Below are 17,375 nucleotides of genomic sequence, written 5' to 3' on the forward strand. Positions count from 1 at the left end.
GGCGAGAGCATGTGCCAGACGCCGCGTGGCAGACGGGATTTTGACGACAGGCCCCAGAAGGCACGGCCGTTCTGCACGAACTCGTACGTGTGGCCCTGGACGGCGGCGACCCCCTGTCCGCGCTCCCCGCGACGCTGGCGCAGGTGCACCCGGACCACCGCGAGCGGTACGGGCGGGTCCTCGCCCCGGACTGGCACCCGGATCTGGCCACCGAGTTCAACGGGGCGGTGTGGCCCTGCCTGGGCTCGGCGGTGTGGGCGCTGCGCACCACGTCGGGCTTCGCGGACGCCGTACGGGCGGCCGTGGACCTGGGCGGCGACACCGATACGGTGGCGGCGGTCACCGGCACCCTGGCCGGTGCGCGGTACGGCGCGGCGGCGGTCCCGGAGTCCTGGACGGCCCGCCTCCACGTCCCGCTGCCGGGCTTCGGGGACCGCGTCCTGGATCCGACTGGCCTACGGGAACTGGCCCGTCGCCTCGCGAAGGCCGGAGCGGACGCGGCGGCGGGTCCGGGTCGTCGGGGGCCCGGCGACTGACCGGCCCGTCCGCGGCTCTCGGGGGGAGTTCCGCGAGGGGCGTGGCGTGCGCGATCTCCGGCGCCGTCGTGAGGCGGCCGTCGGGAGGCGGCCGTCGGGAGGCGGCCGTCGGGAGGCGGCCGTCGCCTCCCGCTCTCCGGCGGCGTTCGCGGCACGGCGGACGACGGCTCGGCGGACGGGCCTCCCGCGGAGCGGTGGACCTCCCCGCCGGGTACCGTCCGCCCGTCCCGGGCCCGGGACGGCGCCGCCACGGTGCGGTCAACACCGCGGCACCAAGTGCGGGCCGGCTTCAGCACGGCGGTGACGCGGCCCGCGCCCTCGGGGTCATCCCGGGACGGATCCCCCGACGGCTTCCCCGACCACCGCGCTCCGCCCGCTCAGCAGACGCCCTTCGGCGTATCCGAGGGCGGGCTCGGGCAGCGATCCGGGGCGGCCGCTGAGCAGGACGGTCAGGCCTCCGGTGGGCGGCAGGCCTGGCTCCGGGCGGGCGCCGATCCGGCGCAGGGCCTGGACGGCGACCGGCTCGGCGGAGCCGTGGAAGACGAACGCGCCGCCGCCGGTGCGCCGGTCGAGCGCGGCCCGGATGGGGGCTTCGACCAGCTCGTAGTGCGTGCAGCCGAGCACCACGTCCGTGACGTCGGCCGGGGTCAGTGCGGCGGCCGCCGCGACGGCCCGTACGACGGCGGCCTCGTCGCCGGCCTCGACGGCGTCGGCGAGCCCCGGGCAGGGCACCTCGGTGACGCGCGCCCCGTCGGCGAAGTCACGGATCAAGCCGCGCTGGTAGGGGCTGCCGGTGGTGGCGGGGGTGGCCCAGATGGCCACCCGTCCTCCGGCGGCCGCGGCGGGCTTGATCGCCGGCACGGTCCCGATGACCGGGATCGCGGGCTCCAGCGCGGCACGCAGCGCGGGCAGTGCGTGGACGGAAGCGGTGTTGCAGGCGACGATCAACGCGTCCGGCCGGTGCGCGGCGGCGGCCCGCGCGACGGCGAGGGCCCGGCCGGTGAGGTCCTGCGGGGTCCTCGGCCCCCAGGGCATCCCGTCGGGGTCGCAGGACAGCACCAGCTCGGCGTCCGGCCGAAGCCGGCGCATCGCGGCGGCCGCCGCGAGGAGGCCAATACCGGAGTCCATCAGGGCGATCTTCACTTGGTCACCTTAATCGATCCCCCCGCCCCGCCCGGGGCGACAGGACCGCCGCGCCCCGCCACACCCCGCCCGACCGCGAAGCGGACACGGCCCCGTTGCCACCCCACACCCGACGACAGAGCGGCCCCGGCCCCGCCGTCGCCCCCGGCCCCCGTGGTGCGGCAGAACCCCCACGCAGCCGGCAGCAGCAACACCCCACCCCGCCAAGCGCGGCTTCCCACCCCAACCGACACCACCGAACCCCGGTGTCCCGACGCCCCCTGCCCCTGCCCTTGCACCCCGTGGTGCGGCAGACCCCCCACGCAGCCGGCAGCAGCAACAGCCCACCCCGCCCAGAGCCGACACCACCGAACCCCGGTGTCCCGACGCCCCCGGACCGGCCCCGCCCCCTGCACCCCTTGCTGCGGCAGACTCTCCACGCAGCCGGCAGCAGCAACAGCCTGCCCGCCCAGCGCGGCTTCCCACCCCAACCGACACCGCCGAACCGGTGTCCCGACGCCCCCGGGGTGCCGCTCCCGGCACACTGCCGGGATGGGTTACCTCCTCGTCGCCGCGTGCGCCTCGCTCGCCGTCTGGCTCTGGCTCACCCTCGGCCAAGGCATGTTCTGGCGGACCGATACGCGTCTCCCTCCCCGGCACGCCCCGGCCCGCTGGCCGTCCGTCGCGATCGTGGTCCCGGCCCGGGACGAGGCCGAGGTGCTGCCGCGCAGCCTGCCCTCACTGCTCGCGCAGGACTATCCCGGCGAGGCCGAGGTCATCCTGGTCGACGACGGCAGTACGGACGGCACGGCCGCCCTCGCCCGGCGGCTCTCCGACGCCCAGCCCGGCGGACTGCCCCTGACGGTCCTCTCCCCCGGAGAACCCGAGGCCGGGTGGACGGGCAAGCTCTGGGCACTCCGTCACGGCATCGCCCACGCCCGCTCCGGCTCCGTCCTGCACTCCAGCCGGGCTTCCGGGCCTGATTCAGGACCTGCCCCAGGCCTGGCTTCAAAACTGGACGCAGGGCCGGCTTCAGGCCCGGGTCCGAGCCGTCCCCCCACCCCTGGTGCCGGCCCGCACCACCCCGGTTTCACCCCGGGCCCCACCCCTGGTGCCGGCCCGCACCACCCCGGTTTCACCTCGGGCCCCACCCCCGACGCCGGCCCACACCACCCCGGTTCCAGCCCGGGATCCAGCCCGGGCCCCGCCCCCGACTACCTCCTCCTCACCGACGCCGACATCGCCCACGAGCCCGACAGCCTGCGCGAACTGGTCTCCGCCGCGACGGCGGCCGATCTCGACCTGGTCTCCCAGATGGCCCGGCTGCGTGCCGTCAGCGGCTGGGAACGGCTGATCGTCCCGGCCTTCGTGTACTTCTTCGCCCAGCTCTACCCCTTCCGCTGGATCAACCGCCCCGCCGCCCGCACGGCGGCCGCCGCCGGCGGGTGCGTCCTGCTGCGCACCGAGGCGGCCGTGCGGGCCGGGATCCCGGAGTCGATCCGGCAGGCCGTCATCGACGACGTCTCTCTCGCCCGGGCGGTCCAGCGCACCGGCGGGCGGATCTGGCTCGGCCTCGCGGAGCGGGTGGACAGCGTGCGCCCGTACGACTCCCTCGCGGACCTGTGGCGCATGGTCTCGCGCAGCGCCTACGCGCAACTGCGCCACCGGCCCGCGCTCCTGGCCGGGACGGTGGCCGGGCTGGTCCTCGTCTACCTCGTGCCGCCGGCCGCGCTCCTCGCCGGTCTGGCCGCCGGCCGGCCCGCCGTCGCCTGGGCCGGCGGCCTGGCCTGGCTGCTGATGGCCGTCACCTACCTGCCGATGCTGCGCTACTACCGCCAGCCCGCGGCCCTCGCCCCGCTCCTTCCGCTGACCGCGCTGCTCTACCTCCTGATGACCGTCGACTCGGCCGTGCAGCACTACCGCGGACGCGGAGCGGCATGGAAAGGACGTACCTATGCCCGCCCCGGCGACGCCTGAAACCGGACTCCGTCCTCCTCCTTCACGTCATCCGAGGTCACGGGGTTGTGACGCTTCATCAGCACGCGACCGGCGCCTCATCCGTGCAACACCCAACGGGTGAGTACGAGTAGGAGCAAGGTGGGGCGGAAGTGACCAAATCGTGCACGTGAACGTCAAGTGAAACCTGCGGCCCTGACCTGCGAATATGCAGGTCAGGGCGGTGTTGACGGCACCTCGCTATGGACCCGGTGAAGTCGTGGGCTTAACTTAGGTCCATGACCTCCCCCCGCTCCACTTATGGCGGCGGTTACTACTCCGCGCCCTCCTTCCCGGACACCCCTATCTACGACTCCCTCGTCGCTGAACGCGGCACTCCGCAGATCGCCCCGATCCGCGTCCCCGCCGCCTACGACTCCCCGAGCGCCGGCTACTCGAGCGGTGGGTACCTCCCGGCCCTCGCGTCCGCGCTCCCCGCCCTGCCGGCAGCGCTGCCGCCCGCCCGCCCGCAACAGCAGCAGAACGCCCCGGCGTACGGGTACCCGTACCAGCAGCAGGCCGCGCCCCAGCAGATGCCGCACATGCAGCCCATGCAGCAGATGCCGCCGATGCAGCAGCCCATGTCGATGCCGATGCCGCTCCAGCAGGCTCCGGTGCCGTACGTTCCGCAGCAGCCGCAGCCGTTCGCGGCCCGCACGGGTTACGTTCCGCAGCCCCAGCCGCAGCAGCCCCGCCCGGTCGCCACGAGCACCGGGTACGAGGCCATGCGTCCGGCCGCGCCGCGTCCGATGCAGGCGCAGCCCGCGCCGGTCCCGGCCGCCTCGTTCGAGGACCCGTACGGGCGTCCGTACCAGCCGCAGGGACGCGGTTACTGATCGCCGCGCCAGGCCGGCCCCCTCCGACGAGGTCGCAGCGGAGTCCGTGAGGGCGGCTGGCAGTATTTCCCCATGGTGAAACTGCGTGTCCGGTCGCTCCACGTCCATCCCGTCAAATCGGTGGCGGGGACGGCACCCGACGAGGTGGCCGTGGAGCCCTGGGGTCTGTCCGGTGACCGCCGGTGGGCGGTGGTGGACGGGGAGGGCACGGTCATCACCCAACGCCAGCAGCCGAGGCTGGCCTTGGCACGGGCCCGTCCGCTGGGGGGCGGCGGGTTCGAGGTCTCCGCACCGGGCATGGCGGATCTGACGGTGGAGGTCCCGGGGCGGGGGCCGCTGGAACCGGTGATGCTCTTCGGCAAGAAGATCGAGACCGTGGAGGCGGCGCAAGCCGCCGCCGACTGGTTCACCGCGTACCTGGGCGTACCGGCGCGCCTGGTGCACCTGGACGAACCCGCCGTACGGCGGCCGGTGGATCCGGCGTACGCGCTGCCCGGCGAGACCGTGAGCCTCGCCGACGGCTATCCGCTGCTGATCACCACCCTCGCCTCGCTGGACGCGCTCAACGCGCTGATCGCCAAGGGCGACCATCCCGGCGAGGGCCCCCTCCCGATGAACCGGTTCCGCCCGAACGTGGTGGTGTCCGGAGCCGAGGCATGGGCCGAGGACGGCTGGGAGCGCGTCGCGATCGGCGACGCCGTCTTCCGCGGGGCGCGCGAGTGCGGCCGCTGCGTCGTGACGACCACCGACCAGACGACGGCGCTGCGGGGCAAGGAGCCGCTCCAGACGCTGGCCAGGCACCGGCGGATCGGGAAGTCGCTGGCCTTCGGGCGGCTGCTGGTGCCGGTGCGGCTGGGGACGCTGCGGGTCGGCGACGAGGTGCGCGTCCTCGGGTGAGCGCGTCCGAGCGTGAGCGCGCTTCGTGTGAGCGCGTCCGAGCAGCCACGCCAGGGCCGGTGAGACTCCCCCGGAATGACACCTTCGAGGGGCTCTCGCGTCACCCTGGAACCAACCGCCACCGCCAGCCCGTTGGAACATTCGGGACGTGAGCACCGGATCGGGTGACACACGTCTCGCGCGTCCCGGAATGCGGGTGGCCGGGGCGTGCGGGAGGCTGGGACGGCAGACAGGCGCAGACTGGCACAAGTAGGGGGAGCCGGACCGTGCGGACAGCATTGGGAGTGTGGCGCTGGCGGCGCAATCCGCTGCGCCGCCAGACAGATCTATTCGAGGCCTGGGTGGCCTTCGCAGCGCTGCTGTGCGTCCTGTTGGTGGCTCCGGCCGTCGGCTGGGCCGCCGGCCTGCGGGTGGACGGCACGCTGCAGCGGGCCGCGCGCGAACAGCGGGAAGAGCGCCATCTCGTACCGGCGGTGGTGGTCCGGCCGACGCCGGATCCGCTCCTCGGTGCGGCCGCCGATCCGGCGGCGCAGCGCCAGGCCCCGCAGCGTACGCAGATCGTCGCGGCGTGGACGGCGCCCGACGGCAGCAACCACCAGGGCACGGTGCCGGCCGCGGAGGAACCGCCGCGTCCCGGCGACCGGTTCCGGATATGGACCGATACGCGCGGCCGGCTGGTCGGGCAGCCCCTCGACCCCTCCTCGGCCAGTTTCCACGCGGGCATGGCGGGGCTCGCGGCCGCCCTGGGCATCGCCGCACTGGTGGAGACGCTTCGCCGCCTGGTCGTACGAAGGCTCATGCATCGGCGGTACATCCGGCTGGACCGCGCCTGGGCCGCCGCGGGACCGGACTGGGGCCGGGCGGACGCGGGCAGCTGACCTGGCAACTCACCGGCCCCGGGCGCGCTACGGTGGAGCGCCGGAGCGGCTGCTGCGATCGGGGCCGTCGAAACGGCCGGTCGATCGAGGCGGACGGTCCGGCGGCGCGAGCCCCGAACGGCAGGGCGCGCACGGTCGGACACGCGGACGGTTCGGGCACGCGGACGATCAGCAGTCGGACATACGGAACACGAGGGTGGGGGCACGACAGCACCATGGCTCAGGGCACGGTCCAGGTGACGCACGGCGGTTCCTCGCGGTGGCGTCGCCGCTCCGGTGATTATCCGACGCTGACCGCCGCGCTGGCCGTGGCGGGCGACGGCGACGTCCTGTCCATCGCACCGGGCACCTACCGGGAGAATCTGGTGCTGCACCACGCCGTGACGCTGCGCGGTCCGGAGGGCTCGCTGGGTTCGGTACGGATCGCACCGCTCGACGGGGTCGCGCTGACCGTCCGCGCCTCGGCCGTCATCCAGGACCTCCATCTGGAGGGCCAGGACCCGACGGCGCCCGCGCTGCTCGTCGAGGACGGCTCCCCCGAGCTCACCGACCTGCGGGTGAGCACCCGCTCGGCGGCCGGCATCGAGGTGCGCGGGAGCGGCGCACGGCCCCTGGTCCGGCGCTGCACGGTGGAGAATTCCGCCGGGATCGGCATCGCCGTACTGGACGGCGGCGGCGGGGTGTTCGCCGACTGCGAGGTGGTGGCCGCCGGTCAGACCGGGGTCTCCGTGCGCGGCGGCGGCCGCCCCCGGCTGGAGCGCTGCCGGATCCACCACGCCACGGGCGCCGGCATCGCGGTGACCGGCGACGGTTCGGGTCTGGAGGCACTGGGCTGCGAGGTCTACGAGATCAAGGGCGCCGGGGTGCAGATCGCCGCGCGGGCGACGGCCGTGCTCACCGACTGCGCGGTCCACCGCACCTCGGCCGACGGGGTCACCCTCGACACGGACGCCGTGCTCACGCTCGCCGGCTGCGACATCCACGACATCCCGGAGAACGCGGTGGACCTGCGCTCCCGCTCCGTGCTCACGCTCAGCCGCACCACGGTCCGCCGCTTCGGCCGCAACGGCCTGTCGGTGTGGGATCCGGGCACCCGCGTCGTCGCCGACTCCTGCGAGATCCACGACAGCACCGGCGACTACCCCGCCGTCTGGATCAGCGACGGGGCCGGGGTCTCGCTGGACTCCTGCCGGGTGCACGACGTACCGGACGCGCTGTTCGTGCTGGACCGGGGCTCGCGGGTGGACGTGGTGGACAGCGACATCTCCCAAGTGCGCAACACCGCCGTCTCGGTGAGCGACGGGGCGACGGCCCAACTGGACGACTGCCGGATCCGGGAGGCGGCCACGGGCGCCTGGTTCCGCGACCACGGCAGCGGCGGAACCCTCGCCAACTGCTCCATCGACTCCGTCCAGACCGGGGTGATCGTCACCAAGGGCGCGGACCCCGCACTGGAGCGGTGCACGGTCAGCTCCCCCGCCGAAGCCGGCTTCTACGTGTCGGCGGGCGGGCGCGGAACCTTCACGGCGTGCCGGGTCACGGGCAGCGCGGGCTTCGGTTTCCACGTCATCGACGGCTGCCGCACCTCACTGCACCGCTGCCACACCGAGCGCTGCGCGCGCGGGGGCTACGAGTTCGCGGAGGACGGCCCGGTCGCCGAGGACTGCACGAGCGACGAGTCCGGACCGCGCCTCGCCGCCCGGTCCGCCTCCGGCGTGGGCGCCGGCTCGGCTGCCGGGGTGGCGGCGGCCGGGGAGCGTACGGGGATCCGTACGGTATCGGCCGCGCCGAGCCCCGTGGCGGCGGGCACGGCCGAGCGGGTGCCGGCCCAGCGGCCGGCCGACGAGACGGAGTCCGCCCCCGCGGGGCAGCCCGCGGCCCGCGGTTCCGTCGAGGTGCTGGGACACTTGGACGCGCTCGTGGGACTGGACAGCGTCAAACGCGAGGTCCGCGCGCTCACCGACATGATCGAGGTGGGCCGGCGCCGGCAGCAGGCGGGCCTCAAGGCCGCCTCGGTCCGCCGCCACCTGGTCTTCACCGGCTCCCCCGGTACCGGCAAGACCACCGTGGCCCGGCTGTACGGGGAGATCCTGGCCTCCCTCGGGGTGCTGGAGCGCGGCCACCTCGTGGAGGTGTCCCGGGTCGACCTCGTCGGCGAGCACATCGGGTCCACCGCGATCCGCACCCAGGAGGCCTTCGACCGGGCGCGCGGCGGGGTGCTGTTCATCGACGAGGCGTACGCGCTGGCGCCCGAGGACTCGGGCCGCGACTTCGGGCGCGAGGCGATCGACACGCTGGTGAAGCTGATGGAGGACCACCGGGACGCGGTCGTGGTGATCGTCGCCGGGTACACGGCGGAGATGGACCGCTTCCTCACCGTGAACCCGGGGGTGGCCTCCCGCTTCTCCCGGACGATCACCTTCGGGGACTACGGGCCGGAGGAGCTGCTGCGGATCGTGGAACAGCAGGCCGAGGAGCACGAGTACCTGCTCGGCGAGAAGACCTCCGAGGCCCTGTTGACCTACTTCACCGATCTGCCCAAGGGGCCCGCCTTCGGCAACGGCCGCACCGCGCGCCAGACCTTCGAGTCGATGGTCGAGCGGCACGCGGGGCGGGTCGCGCAGCTGTCGGAGCCGACCAAGGACGATCTCACCCTGCTCTACCCGGCGGACCTTCCGGAGCTCTGACCGGACTCGCCCGCACGCGTACCGGGACCCCTCACAGGTCCCGGCGCATGCAGACCCGGGGCCAGCGGGCGAGCCCGTGCACGGCCTCGCGGTCGCGGATGTCCCGCAGGCCGGGGCCGAGCCCGCTGTCGTCCAGGGTGTGGAAGCCGCAGCGGGCGTAGTAGGGGGCGTTCCACGGTACGTCGGTGAAGGTCGTGAGGGTCAGCGCGGTGGCGCCCTCCGCCCGGCCCCGTTCCGCGAGGTGCTCCAGCAGGGAGCGTCCGATGCGGCGGCGGGCGCTGTCCGGATGCACCGACACCTGCTCGACGTGGAGGTTCCCGTCGACCCGGTCGGCGAGGAGGTACCCGACCGGGCTCCCCGTCCCGGCGCCCTCGGCCGCGACCCAGGCCAGTCCGGCCCGCCGGTAGCCGAGGAGTTCCTCCAGCGGAAGCGGTTCGTCGTCGGCGATCTCCGGCATCCCGATGGTCCTGAAGCATTCCCCGGAGGCCCGCTCGATGTCCCGCAGGAGGGACAGCTCGTCGATGTGCGCTGCTCTGATAAGCATGTGCGCATTGTCCCGGCCGGGCCGGGTCCGCGAAACGGGTTCGACCCCCGCGCCGGCCGTCCCCGCACCGGCCGTCCCCGCACCGGCCATCCCCGCGCCCGTCCACCCCGAGGCGGACAACTGACGGATCGACAGTTAAGGTGACAGCCCGCCGGATGCCACCGGACCCAGCCGGCCGTCCGCCGAACCGAGGGAGTGCCGCCATGGCCCGTCGACTCCGCCCCGTAGGACTGGACTTCATCGAAGTCGCCCCCACCCGCCTGGTCTTCGCCGGCCGGACCACGGCGGCTCCCGAGCACGTGTACCGGGCGCTGGCCGAGGAGGTGGAGGGCTGGCCGAGCTGGTTCCGGGCCGTCACCCTGGCCCGGCCCACCCACGGCGGAGCCGGGCGCGAGGTCAAACTGGCGGGCGGGGTGCGCTTCCAGGAAACGATCATGGCCGCGGATCCGGAGCGGCGCTACGCGTACCGGGTCGACGAGACCAACGCCCCCGGCATACGGGCCCTCCTGGAGGAATGGCGCCTCTCCCCCTCCGGCTCCGGCACCCACGTCCAGTGGACCTTTGCGGTGGACGGCCCGACCGCCGTCCGCTTCGCCGTGGCCGCGGCCCGGCCGGGACTCGGCCACTCCTTCCGCTCGGCGGTCCGCGCCCTGGACCTGCGGCTGGCGGAGCGGCGGCATGGGACGGATCGGCCGGGTCAGGCAGATCAGTAGGAGCCGTCCGGGCGACGGGTCCGCCCGTCCCGCGTCCGCGGGGTTCCCGCTCCGGCCTGTCGTGCCCGATGCCCGCCACGGCCCCCCGAGGCCGCGCCGTGAGCGAAGTCCGCGCAGCGCAAGCAGTCGGCGCCGCCGTGCCTACGGGGTTGCGGGCCAGGGCCTGTCGGGGTTCAGACCGCGGGGTGCCGCACCGCCAGGTCCCCGTAGCCGCCCGCCGACCAGACCCGGGTGCGGAACTCCTGCAAGCTCATGGCCGGTTCGCCGGTGAAGTGGACCGTTCCGCAGCGGCCGCAGTACCAGCCGTCCGCCCAGACGCGGTCGGCTGCCACCCGGCCCGGTTCGGTCCGGCGGCGCCAGACCCGTACCGCCCGGCCCGACAGCGCCAGCAGGAGGGGTCCCAGGAGCAGCGAGGCCGCCGAGATCCAGCCCAGGTAGGTCGTGGGGTCCTCGACTCCGAAGGGAAGGTCGCCTTCGCCCCCGTAGAACCGCGGCGCCGGGCCGCCCTCGAACCACTTCCCCGCGATCCCGCCCCAGATGAACGCGCCGATCGACACCAGGACGAGGAGCGCCCCCAGGCAGCCCATGGTGCTGTCGTCCGGCTCGTCCGGGGCGATCGCGAGGGCCTTGGCGAGCGCCGAGTTCTCCTCGCGGGTCGTGACGTTGTCGCCGTCGCCGCCCTTGCTCTCCACGCTCAGCTTGGCCTTGGCCCGCAGGTACGCGGCGGACACGCCGAGCACCTGATCCTCCCGGCCGCACCGCGGACAGGCCAACGCGCCGTCGCGGCCCTCGGCTCGGCCTCGCACACCCGTACCGCCACCCGTACCGCCATCCGTGAACTCGGCCATGACTCCCCGCCCCCGCGCCGCACCCCGAAGTCCGCACAGCGTAGCCAGCCGGCCCGGTCCCGGCCAGGGAAAACGTTTCAGCTGACGGGCTCGCTCCACACGCCGGTCGCCAGCATGGTGTCGAGCGTCCGCGCGTACGGGGTGATGTCGAGCCCCTGCTCCGCCAGCCACGCGTCGGAGTAGTACTTGTCCAGGTAGCGCTCGCCGCCGTCGCAGAGCAGCGTCACGACGCTGCCCGTGCGGCCCTCCGCCACCATCTCCGAAATGATCTTCAGCGCGCTCCACACCCCGGTGCCGGTGGAACCGCCCGCCTTGCGGCCGATCACGCGCTCCAGCGCACGGCACGCCGCGACGCTCGCGGCGTCCGGGACCCGCATCATCCGGTCGATGGCCCCGGGGACGAAGCTCGGCTCCATCCGGGGCCGGCCGATGCCCTCGATGCGCGAGCCGCAGTGGCTGGTCGCGTGCGGGTCGCCCTGGGTCCAGCCGTCGAAGAAGCAGGAGTTCTCCGGGTCCGGGACGCAGATGCGGGTGTCGTGCTGCATGTAGTGCACGTAGCGCGCGATCGTCGCGGAGGTGCCGCCGGTACCGGCCGTGGCCACGATCCATGCGGGCTCCGGGTAGCGCTCCAACCGGAGCTGCTGGTACATCGATTCGGCGATGTTGTTGTTGCCGCGCCAGTCCGTCGCCCGCTCCGCGTACGTGAACTGGTCCATGTAGTGGCCCCCGGTGCGGGCCGCGAGCTCCGCGGACTCCTCGTACATCTTCATCGAGTCGTCGACGAAGTGGCATTCGCCGCCGTGGAACTCGATGAGCCGGCACTTCTCGGGGCTCGTCGTCCGCGGCATGACGGCGATGAACGGGACGCCGATCAGCTTGGCGAAGTACGCCTCCGAGACGGCGGTGGAACCGGACGAGGCCTCGATGACGGGACGGCCGGGGCGGATCCAGCCGTTGCAGAGGGCGTAGAGGAACAGGGAGCGGGCCAGGCGGTGCTTCAGGGACCCCGTCGGGTGGGTGGACTCGTCCTTGAGGTACAGGTCGATGCCCCAGGCTTCCGGGAGCGGGAAGCGCAGGAGGTGGGTGTCGGCGGAGCGGTTCGCGTCCGCCTGCACCTTGCGGACCGCCTCTTTCAGCCACGCGCGGTAGTCCGCGTCGCTGCGGTCGACGTCGACGGTCGTGGCGGTCGTACCGGTGGTGGTGCTCATGCGCCGTGCTCCTTCGTACTTCCCGAGGTTCCGAGTGCGCGCCGGGCGTGTCTCCGCACCGCCCGCTTTGGAAATGTACCCCGCCCACCTGCACAAATGGTCACTTTGGGTATCTATGCGAATCACTTTCGGTCGCATTCGGTTGCACACCGGCCCACAGTGGGTGACCCTGGGGAGGCGTCACCGAGGGTGCAGCACCCGTAACACTGATGTCGGGGAGTCGCAGCCGTGATCAGTCATTCCCGCAGGCACTGCGTCGTCGAACTGCAGGCCCTGCCCTTGCGGATCGGACAGATCCGCAGAATCGTTTCAGCGCAACTGCGCCACTGGCAGCTCGATCCGCTCATAGACCGGGCCGCGCTCGGCGTGACGGAGCTGCTCAGCAACGTCCACCGCCATGCGCAGCCGGACAAGACCTGCACGGTCGAGATCGAGCTTCGCCTCGGCCGGCTGACCGTCTCCGTCTACGACAGCGACCCCCGCCTCCCGATGCTCCGGGACTCCGGGGACTGCGCCGCCGCCGAGGCCGCCGAGGCGGGCCGGCCCGCGGGCTCGTGCCCGGTCGACGCCCTGGAGACGTCCGGACGCGGGCTCGCGCTCGTCGAGGCGCTCAGCGAGGCCTGGGGTGCGCGGCGGCAGGACGACTGCCCGGGCAAGGTGGTGTGGTTCTCCCTGCGCGCCGCCCCCGGCCCGGCCGCACCGGAGCGCCCTCCGGTGCTCCTGGCCGAGAAGCCGGTGCTCCTGGCCGAGAAGAAGCCCGTACGGGACCACGCGCCGGCCCCGCCCGCGGCCGCACACCCCGAGCCGGTCTCCGCCGGCCTGTCGGTGAGCGCCTCGGTCGGCGTCCGGCCCGGGTAGCCTCCGGCCGCCGCGGACGGCCGGAGGGGCGGCCCCACCCGTCAGGCCGCCGCGCCCAGGGTCCCGAGCGGGTCGTCCAGCACCGGCTGCCACGCCAGCTCGGCGGCGCCGACCAGGCTGTTGTGGTCGAGCGTGCACGGCAGGATCGGCACGCCGCCGCTGCGCCCCCACAGGCTGCGGTCCGCGACCACCGCGCGCAGCCGCTCGGGGTCGGCGTAGAGCAGCTCTCGGTGCAGTCCGCCCAGGATGATCCGGTCCGGATTCAGGATGTTGACCAGGCCCGCGAGGCCCAGGCCGAGCCGGTCGATGAGCTCCTCGGTCGCCGCCCGCACCCCCGGGTCCGCGGCTTCGTCGCGGAGCAGGTCGCGGGCCTGCTGGAGCAGCGAGACCTCGGGGCCCGGGGTGCGCCCGGCGGCGGTGAGGAAGGCCAGCGGATCGGCCTCCACGTCGAGGCAGCCGCGGCTGCCGCAGTGGCAGGCGCGCCCTTCCGGGTTCACGGTGAGGTGGCCGACCTCCAGGGCCAGGCCCGCACTCCCACTGTGCAGGCGGCCGTCCAGGACGAGCGCCCCGCCGACCCCGCGGTGCCCGGTGGCCACGCACAGCAGGTGCTGCGCGCTGCGGCCGGCGCCGTGGCGGTGCTCGGCGAGCGCGGCGAGGTTCACGTCGTTGCCGGTCAGCGCGGGGCCGTCGATGCCGGCCTCCTTCACGCAGTCGGCGAAGATGGCCCGGACCGGGGAACCGGCGGGCCACGCCAGGTGCAGCGGGTTCAGCGCCGTACCCTCCGGCTCCGCGACCGCCGAGGGCACCGCGAGGCCGGCGCCGATGCAGCGCCGGCCGGTGCGCGCGAGGAGCTCGGCCCCGGCTTCGACCACCGCGCCGAGCACCTGTGCGGGGTCGGCCGACACGGGCACCCGCCCGGGAGCCGTGGCGACGATCCGGCCGCCGAGGCCGACCAGCGCGGCCCGGAAGCCGTCCGAGTGCACCTGGGCGGCCAGGGCCACCGGGCCGTTCTCGTCCACGGAGAGCCGGTGCGACGGGCGGCCCTGGGTTCCGCCCGCCCCGCCGGGCCGCGAGTCGACGCGGATCAGGCCGAGCGCCTCCAGCTCGGCGGCGACGGCGCCGGCGGTGGCGCGGGTGACGCCGAGCTCGGCCGTCAGGACGGCGCGGGTCGGAGCCCGGCCGGTGTGGACGAGCTCCAGCGCCGGCCCGAGCGCGCCGCGGCCCCGCTCCAGCTTGGTCCGCGCGGAGCCGGCTGCCGCTGCGGAGGCCGCCGCCGCCGCGGACGCGGACGCCGCTCCGGGGGACGCCGTCGGCGCGGCGGACGCTCCTGCGGCTCCGGCCCCGTCGGAGCCCTCGGCCGTGCCGGTCCCTTCGGTCCCGTCGGTCCCGTCGGTCCCGTCGGTCCCGTCGGTCCCGTCGGTCCCGTCCGTCTCAGCGGACACCGTGGTCACATCCCCCACCCGCCGCGGGGCCCCGTTGCCGTTCATGACAGCGATCCTCGCATGATCGGAGGGTCGAGAACGCCGCCTGCTAGCCGAGCCCGCCGACCCGCAGTGTGATGTTCAGCCGCCCGGTCAGCCCGAGGCCCTGCGGGGCGGTGCCGGGCAGGACTTTCGGCACTCCGTGAAAGGCCCGTCGGACCGGCCCGCCGAAGACGAACAGATTCCCGCTGCGCAGCTCAAGGTCCCGATACGGACGTCCGCGCGAGGCCGTGTTGCCGAAGCGGAAGAGGCAGGAATCACCCAGGCTCAGCGAGACCACGGGGGCTTCGGAGCGCTCCTGCGCGTCCCGGTGCATGCCCATGCGGGAGTCGCCCTCGTAGAAGTTGACCAGGGCGATGTCGTACGCGACCTCCGGATCCGGAGCCTGCCCGTACGCTGCGGCCACCGCGTCGCGCCCCAGCCGCGCGAGCCAGTCGGGCATCGCCTTGACCGGCGCACCGTCCCCGTCGACGGCGGTGGAGGCGTATCCGTACGGGTACCAGTGCAGCCCCAGGCACACCTGCCGGGCGCTCATCGTCCCCCCGCCCGGCGTGCGCACCGTCCGCAGCCCGGCGGGCGGCCTGGCCCATCCCCGGCAGGCCTCCACCAACTCCCGCTGCCGCCCGGGCCCGAGCCAGTCGGGCACGTGCACGGCGCCGGGCACGATCTCGGTCCGCTCGCGCGGGAAGAGCTCGCGCGGGAAGAGCTCGCCGTCCCTGTGCTCCATTGCTTCCGCCACCTCCTACCCACCTCCCCCCACCGCCTCCGTGACCTCCATCTTCCTTCGTTGTGCGTCCACGCGGCTGCTGCGAGACTCCCGGCATGGAGATCATCAGCTATGTGAAGACCGTGGCCCGCGAAGGCGAACAGCTCGCCGCCACCGCCGAACGGGTCGGTACGGACGCCCTGGTACCCACCTGTCCGCAGTGGCGGGTCGCCGATCTGCTGCGCCACACCGGCTCCGTGCACCGCTGGGCCACCGGGTACGTGGCGCAGGGCCTGACCGAGCGGGTGCCGTTCCCGGACGCGCCGGAGCTGGTGGGCGCGGAACTGCTGGCCTGGTTCCGCGAGGGCCACGCCACGCTGGTGCGGACGCTGACCGGGACTTCGGCCGATGCGCGGTGCTGGACCTTCCTGCCGACCGCGCCGCCTTCGCCGCTGGCCTTCTGGGCGCGGCGCCAGGCGCACGAGACCACCGTGCACCGGATGGACGCGGAAGCCGCGCTGGGCGTGCCCTACGGGGCGGTGGACCCGGACTTCGCGGAGGACGGGGTGGACGAGCTGCTGACCGGGTTCCATGCGCGGCCGCAGAGCCGGGTGCGGACGGCGGAGCCGCGGGTGATGCGGGTACGGGCCTCGGACACGGGCGCGGTGTGGACCGTGCACCTGTCCCAGGAGTCGGCGCGCACGGTGCGCGGATACGCGGACGGCACGGACGGCGAGGAGGCCGACTGCACGCTGACGGGCGAGGCCTCCTGGCTCTATGCGGCGCTGTGGAACCGGCAGCCGCTCACCGGACCGGGCGTGACGGGCGATGCGGAACTGGCCCGGCTCTGGGTGGACACGGCCGGCATCTGACCTCCGGCTCCGGCCTCTGGCCTCTGCTCTCTGGCCTCGGGCACCGGGGGCACCCCTTGTCGTGGTGCGGCTCGCGCGGGGAGACTGCGCGCATGGAGCGACGACGCAGTCAGGCCGGCCGGGACGCGGTCACCATCGAGATCGTGTACGCCTTCGTCAGCGGCGGCTTCGCGGCCGGACTCGCCTTCGCGGCGCTGTACGGCCCGGTCCTCGCCTTCGACCTCTCCCCCGCCGTCGACCGAAGCCTGGCGACGGTCGGCGCCGCCCTGGCCGCGGCGGTGTTCCTGCTCCGGGTCACGCACGTCCTGTGGCGCTTCGCCCGGCGCCCGCAGGACGAGGTCCCGCCGTGCGAAGGACACGGGCCCGGGCACTAGAGTCCCGGCATGCGCATCCCCGGCCCTCTCAACGAGCTCACCGACACCAATCTGCGGCTGGCCGTGGTCAGTCAGCTGATGGAAGCGGGCACGCTGCCGCTCTTCCAGCCCCCGGTGCCCGAAGGGGTGCACGTCTGCGGGGACGCGTGCGACGACGTCTGCGACGAGTGGCTCGACGGCCTCGAAAACTTCGACTACCGGCAGGACGTGGCCGATGCCCTGCTCGGACTGCCCGTCACCGAGGCCCAGTGCGCCACCGTTCGGGAGCTGAGGTGGCACACCTCGTCGAAGGCCATCGCCCTGGTCTGGAGCGAGTGGGGCGGTGACTGCGAGGAGTTCCACATTCGCGCGCTCGACGGCTTGGGCGCGGCCCTTCCCGGCCTTGAAGCCCTTCATCTGGAGCTTACCGAGGTCACGGACCTGACGCCCCTGACCTCCTGCGACCGGCTCCGTGCGCTCTCCCTGACCGGCGACTACGACGACGAGACGGACCTCGCGCCCCTCGCCGGTGCCCGCTCGCTGACCTCGCTCGCGCTGGGCTCCAAGCGAGTGGACGACCTGCGCCCCCTGAGCGGCCTCCCGCTGGAGCACCTCTCCCTCGACGGCTGCCACGACGCCGAAGGCCGCGACGTGATCGACCTCGCGCCATTGGAGCGCATCACGTCCCTGCGCACGCTGCGCTACCGCCGCTTCGCCCGCATCCGCGGGGACGAGCACCCGGTCCGCTCCGCGTTCGACAACGCCCGGGTCGTCGAGGGCCTCGCCGCACGCGGTGTCACCCTCGCCTTCGACTGGTGACGCTCCCGGCCGCGCGGGGAAC

At 74.1% G+C, this 17,375-nt stretch carries 16 protein-coding genes and 1 pseudogene; 11 read left to right on the forward strand and 6 right to left on the reverse strand.

Annotation, left to right across the window (positions count from 1 at the left end; all coding sequences use genetic code 11):
* Window positions 1-56: 56 nt before the first annotated feature.
* Window positions 57-536: pseudogene (locus AC6CKD_RS18080) on the forward strand (ADP-ribosylglycohydrolase family protein); the annotation flags it as partial.
* A gap of 324 nt (window positions 537-860) precedes the next feature.
* On the opposite strand, the gene AC6CKD_RS18085 reads toward AC6CKD_RS18080, so the two are convergent.
* Window positions 861-1,679, reverse strand: a complete 819-nt coding sequence (locus AC6CKD_RS18085) for a glutamate racemase (protein ID WP_498328486.1) — start codon at window positions 1,677-1,679, stop codon at window positions 861-863.
* Window positions 1,680-2,210: 531 nt separating this feature from the next.
* Between AC6CKD_RS18085 and AC6CKD_RS18090 the strand changes: the two genes are divergently transcribed.
* The 5 genes from AC6CKD_RS18090 (at window position 2,211) to AC6CKD_RS18110 (ending at window position 8,951) form a co-directional block, all read left to right on the forward strand.
* Entirely contained in the window at window positions 2,211-3,635 is a 1,425-nt protein-coding gene (locus tag AC6CKD_RS18090) for a glycosyltransferase (protein WP_498328487.1), read from the forward strand.
* Window positions 3,636-3,892: 257 nt separating this feature from the next.
* Complete coding sequence (locus AC6CKD_RS18095) at window positions 3,893-4,489, forward strand: DUF6643 family protein (protein WP_478690467.1); 597 nt, start codon at window positions 3,893-3,895, stop codon at window positions 4,487-4,489.
* Window positions 4,490-4,561: 72 nt separating this feature from the next.
* The gene (locus AC6CKD_RS18100) at window positions 4,562-5,386 is read left to right on the forward strand and encodes an MOSC domain-containing protein (RefSeq protein ID WP_498328488.1); all 825 of its coding nucleotides are present in this window, start codon (window positions 4,562-4,564) and stop codon (window positions 5,384-5,386) included.
* A 266-nt stretch (window positions 5,387-5,652) separates the two neighbouring features.
* Window positions 5,653-6,264: an Rv1733c family protein gene (locus AC6CKD_RS18105; protein ID WP_498328489.1), complete on the forward strand. Its 612-nt coding sequence runs from the start codon at window positions 5,653-5,655 to the stop codon at window positions 6,262-6,264.
* A gap of 215 nt (window positions 6,265-6,479) precedes the next feature.
* Window positions 6,480-8,951 (forward strand): right-handed parallel beta-helix repeat-containing protein, encoded by a 2,472-nt coding sequence (locus AC6CKD_RS18110; protein WP_498328490.1) that lies wholly within the window; start codon window positions 6,480-6,482, stop codon window positions 8,949-8,951.
* Window positions 8,952-8,982: 31 nt separating this feature from the next.
* Here the strand turns inward: AC6CKD_RS18110 and AC6CKD_RS18115 are convergent, their stop codons facing one another.
* Window positions 8,983-9,495 carry a GNAT family N-acetyltransferase gene (locus AC6CKD_RS18115; RefSeq protein WP_498328491.1) on the reverse strand — a complete coding sequence of 171 codons (513 nt, stop codon included), beginning with the start codon at window positions 9,493-9,495 and terminating at the stop codon, window positions 8,983-8,985.
* Between the two features lie 203 nt (window positions 9,496-9,698).
* Between AC6CKD_RS18115 and AC6CKD_RS18120 the strand changes: the two genes are divergently transcribed.
* The gene (locus AC6CKD_RS18120) at window positions 9,699-10,208 is read left to right on the forward strand and encodes an SRPBCC family protein (protein ID WP_498328492.1); all 510 of its coding nucleotides are present in this window, start codon (window positions 9,699-9,701) and stop codon (window positions 10,206-10,208) included.
* 173 nt (window positions 10,209-10,381) lie between these two features.
* Here the strand turns inward: AC6CKD_RS18120 and AC6CKD_RS18125 are convergent, their stop codons facing one another.
* Together AC6CKD_RS18125 and cds1 are read right to left on the reverse strand one after the other, a co-directional pair.
* Window positions 10,382-10,939 carry a hypothetical protein gene (locus AC6CKD_RS18125; protein ID WP_498328493.1) on the reverse strand — a complete coding sequence of 186 codons (558 nt, stop codon included), beginning with the start codon at window positions 10,937-10,939 and terminating at the stop codon, window positions 10,382-10,384.
* Between the two features lie 194 nt (window positions 10,940-11,133).
* The gene (gene cds1 / locus AC6CKD_RS18130; RefSeq protein WP_498328494.1) at window positions 11,134-12,264 is read right to left on the reverse strand and encodes an L-cysteine desulfhydrase Cds1; all 1,131 of its coding nucleotides are present in this window, start codon (window positions 12,262-12,264) and stop codon (window positions 11,134-11,136) included.
* Between the two features lie 228 nt (window positions 12,265-12,492).
* Between cds1 and AC6CKD_RS18135 the strand changes: the two genes are divergently transcribed.
* Complete coding sequence (locus tag AC6CKD_RS18135) at window positions 12,493-13,122, forward strand: ATP-binding protein (RefSeq protein WP_498328495.1); 630 nt, start codon at window positions 12,493-12,495, stop codon at window positions 13,120-13,122.
* A gap of 41 nt (window positions 13,123-13,163) precedes the next feature.
* Here the strand turns inward: AC6CKD_RS18135 and AC6CKD_RS18140 are convergent, their stop codons facing one another.
* Window positions 13,164-14,609 (reverse strand): ROK family protein, encoded by a 1,446-nt coding sequence (locus AC6CKD_RS18140; protein WP_498328496.1) that lies wholly within the window; start codon window positions 14,607-14,609, stop codon window positions 13,164-13,166.
* A 43-nt stretch (window positions 14,610-14,652) separates the two neighbouring features.
* Entirely contained in the window at window positions 14,653-15,330 is a 678-nt protein-coding gene (locus AC6CKD_RS18145; RefSeq protein WP_498328497.1) for an alpha-ketoglutarate-dependent dioxygenase AlkB family protein, read from the reverse strand.
* 95 nt (window positions 15,331-15,425) lie between these two features.
* Between AC6CKD_RS18145 and AC6CKD_RS18150 the strand changes: the two genes are divergently transcribed.
* The 3 genes from AC6CKD_RS18150 to AC6CKD_RS18160 all read left to right on the forward strand — a co-directional run bounded on the left by AC6CKD_RS18150 (window position 15,426) and on the right by AC6CKD_RS18160 (window position 17,353).
* Window positions 15,426-16,181: a maleylpyruvate isomerase family mycothiol-dependent enzyme gene (locus AC6CKD_RS18150; protein WP_498328498.1), complete on the forward strand. Its 756-nt coding sequence runs from the start codon at window positions 15,426-15,428 to the stop codon at window positions 16,179-16,181.
* Between the two features lie 92 nt (window positions 16,182-16,273).
* A complete protein-coding gene (locus tag AC6CKD_RS18155; RefSeq protein ID WP_498328499.1) occupies window positions 16,274-16,555 on the forward strand; it encodes a DUF6332 family protein in 282 nt (93 codons plus the stop codon).
* A 9-nt stretch (window positions 16,556-16,564) separates the two neighbouring features.
* Entirely contained in the window at window positions 16,565-17,353 is a 789-nt protein-coding gene (locus tag AC6CKD_RS18160; protein ID WP_498328500.1) for a DUF6892 domain-containing protein, read from the forward strand.
* Window positions 17,354-17,375: the final 22 nt, after the last annotated feature.

It is taken from the genome of Streptomyces sp. GQ60, from assembly GCF_059758875.1.

Coding starts and splice junctions, on each gene's coding strand:
- AC6CKD_RS18090 (WP_498328487.1), top strand. CDS start 2,211: ATGGGTTACCTCCTCGTCGCCGCGTGCGCCTCGCTCGCCGTCTGGCTC.
- AC6CKD_RS18095 (WP_478690467.1), top strand. CDS start 3,893: ATGACCTCCCCCCGCTCCACTTATGGCGGCGGTTACTACTCCGCGCCC.
- AC6CKD_RS18100 (WP_498328488.1), top strand. CDS start 4,562: ATGGTGAAACTGCGTGTCCGGTCGCTCCACGTCCATCCCGTCAAATCG.
- AC6CKD_RS18110 (WP_498328490.1), top strand. CDS start 6,480: ATGGCTCAGGGCACGGTCCAGGTGACGCACGGCGGTTCCTCGCGGTGG.
- AC6CKD_RS18115 (WP_498328491.1), bottom strand. CDS start 9,495: ATGCTTATCAGAGCAGCGCACATCGACGAGCTGTCCCTCCTGCGGGAC.
- AC6CKD_RS18120 (WP_498328492.1), top strand. CDS start 9,699: ATGGCCCGTCGACTCCGCCCCGTAGGACTGGACTTCATCGAAGTCGCC.
- cds1 (WP_498328494.1), bottom strand. CDS start 12,264: ATGAGCACCACCACCGGTACGACCGCCACGACCGTCGACGTCGACCGC.
- AC6CKD_RS18140 (WP_498328496.1), bottom strand. CDS start 14,609: ATGAACGGCAACGGGGCCCCGCGGCGGGTGGGGGATGTGACCACGGTG.
- AC6CKD_RS18145 (WP_498328497.1), bottom strand. CDS start 15,330: ATGGAGCACAGGGACGGCGAGCTCTTCCCGCGCGAGCTCTTCCCGCGC.
- AC6CKD_RS18150 (WP_498328498.1), top strand. CDS start 15,426: ATGGAGATCATCAGCTATGTGAAGACCGTGGCCCGCGAAGGCGAACAG.
- AC6CKD_RS18155 (WP_498328499.1), top strand. CDS start 16,274: ATGGAGCGACGACGCAGTCAGGCCGGCCGGGACGCGGTCACCATCGAG.
- AC6CKD_RS18160 (WP_498328500.1), top strand. CDS start 16,565: ATGCGCATCCCCGGCCCTCTCAACGAGCTCACCGACACCAATCTGCGG.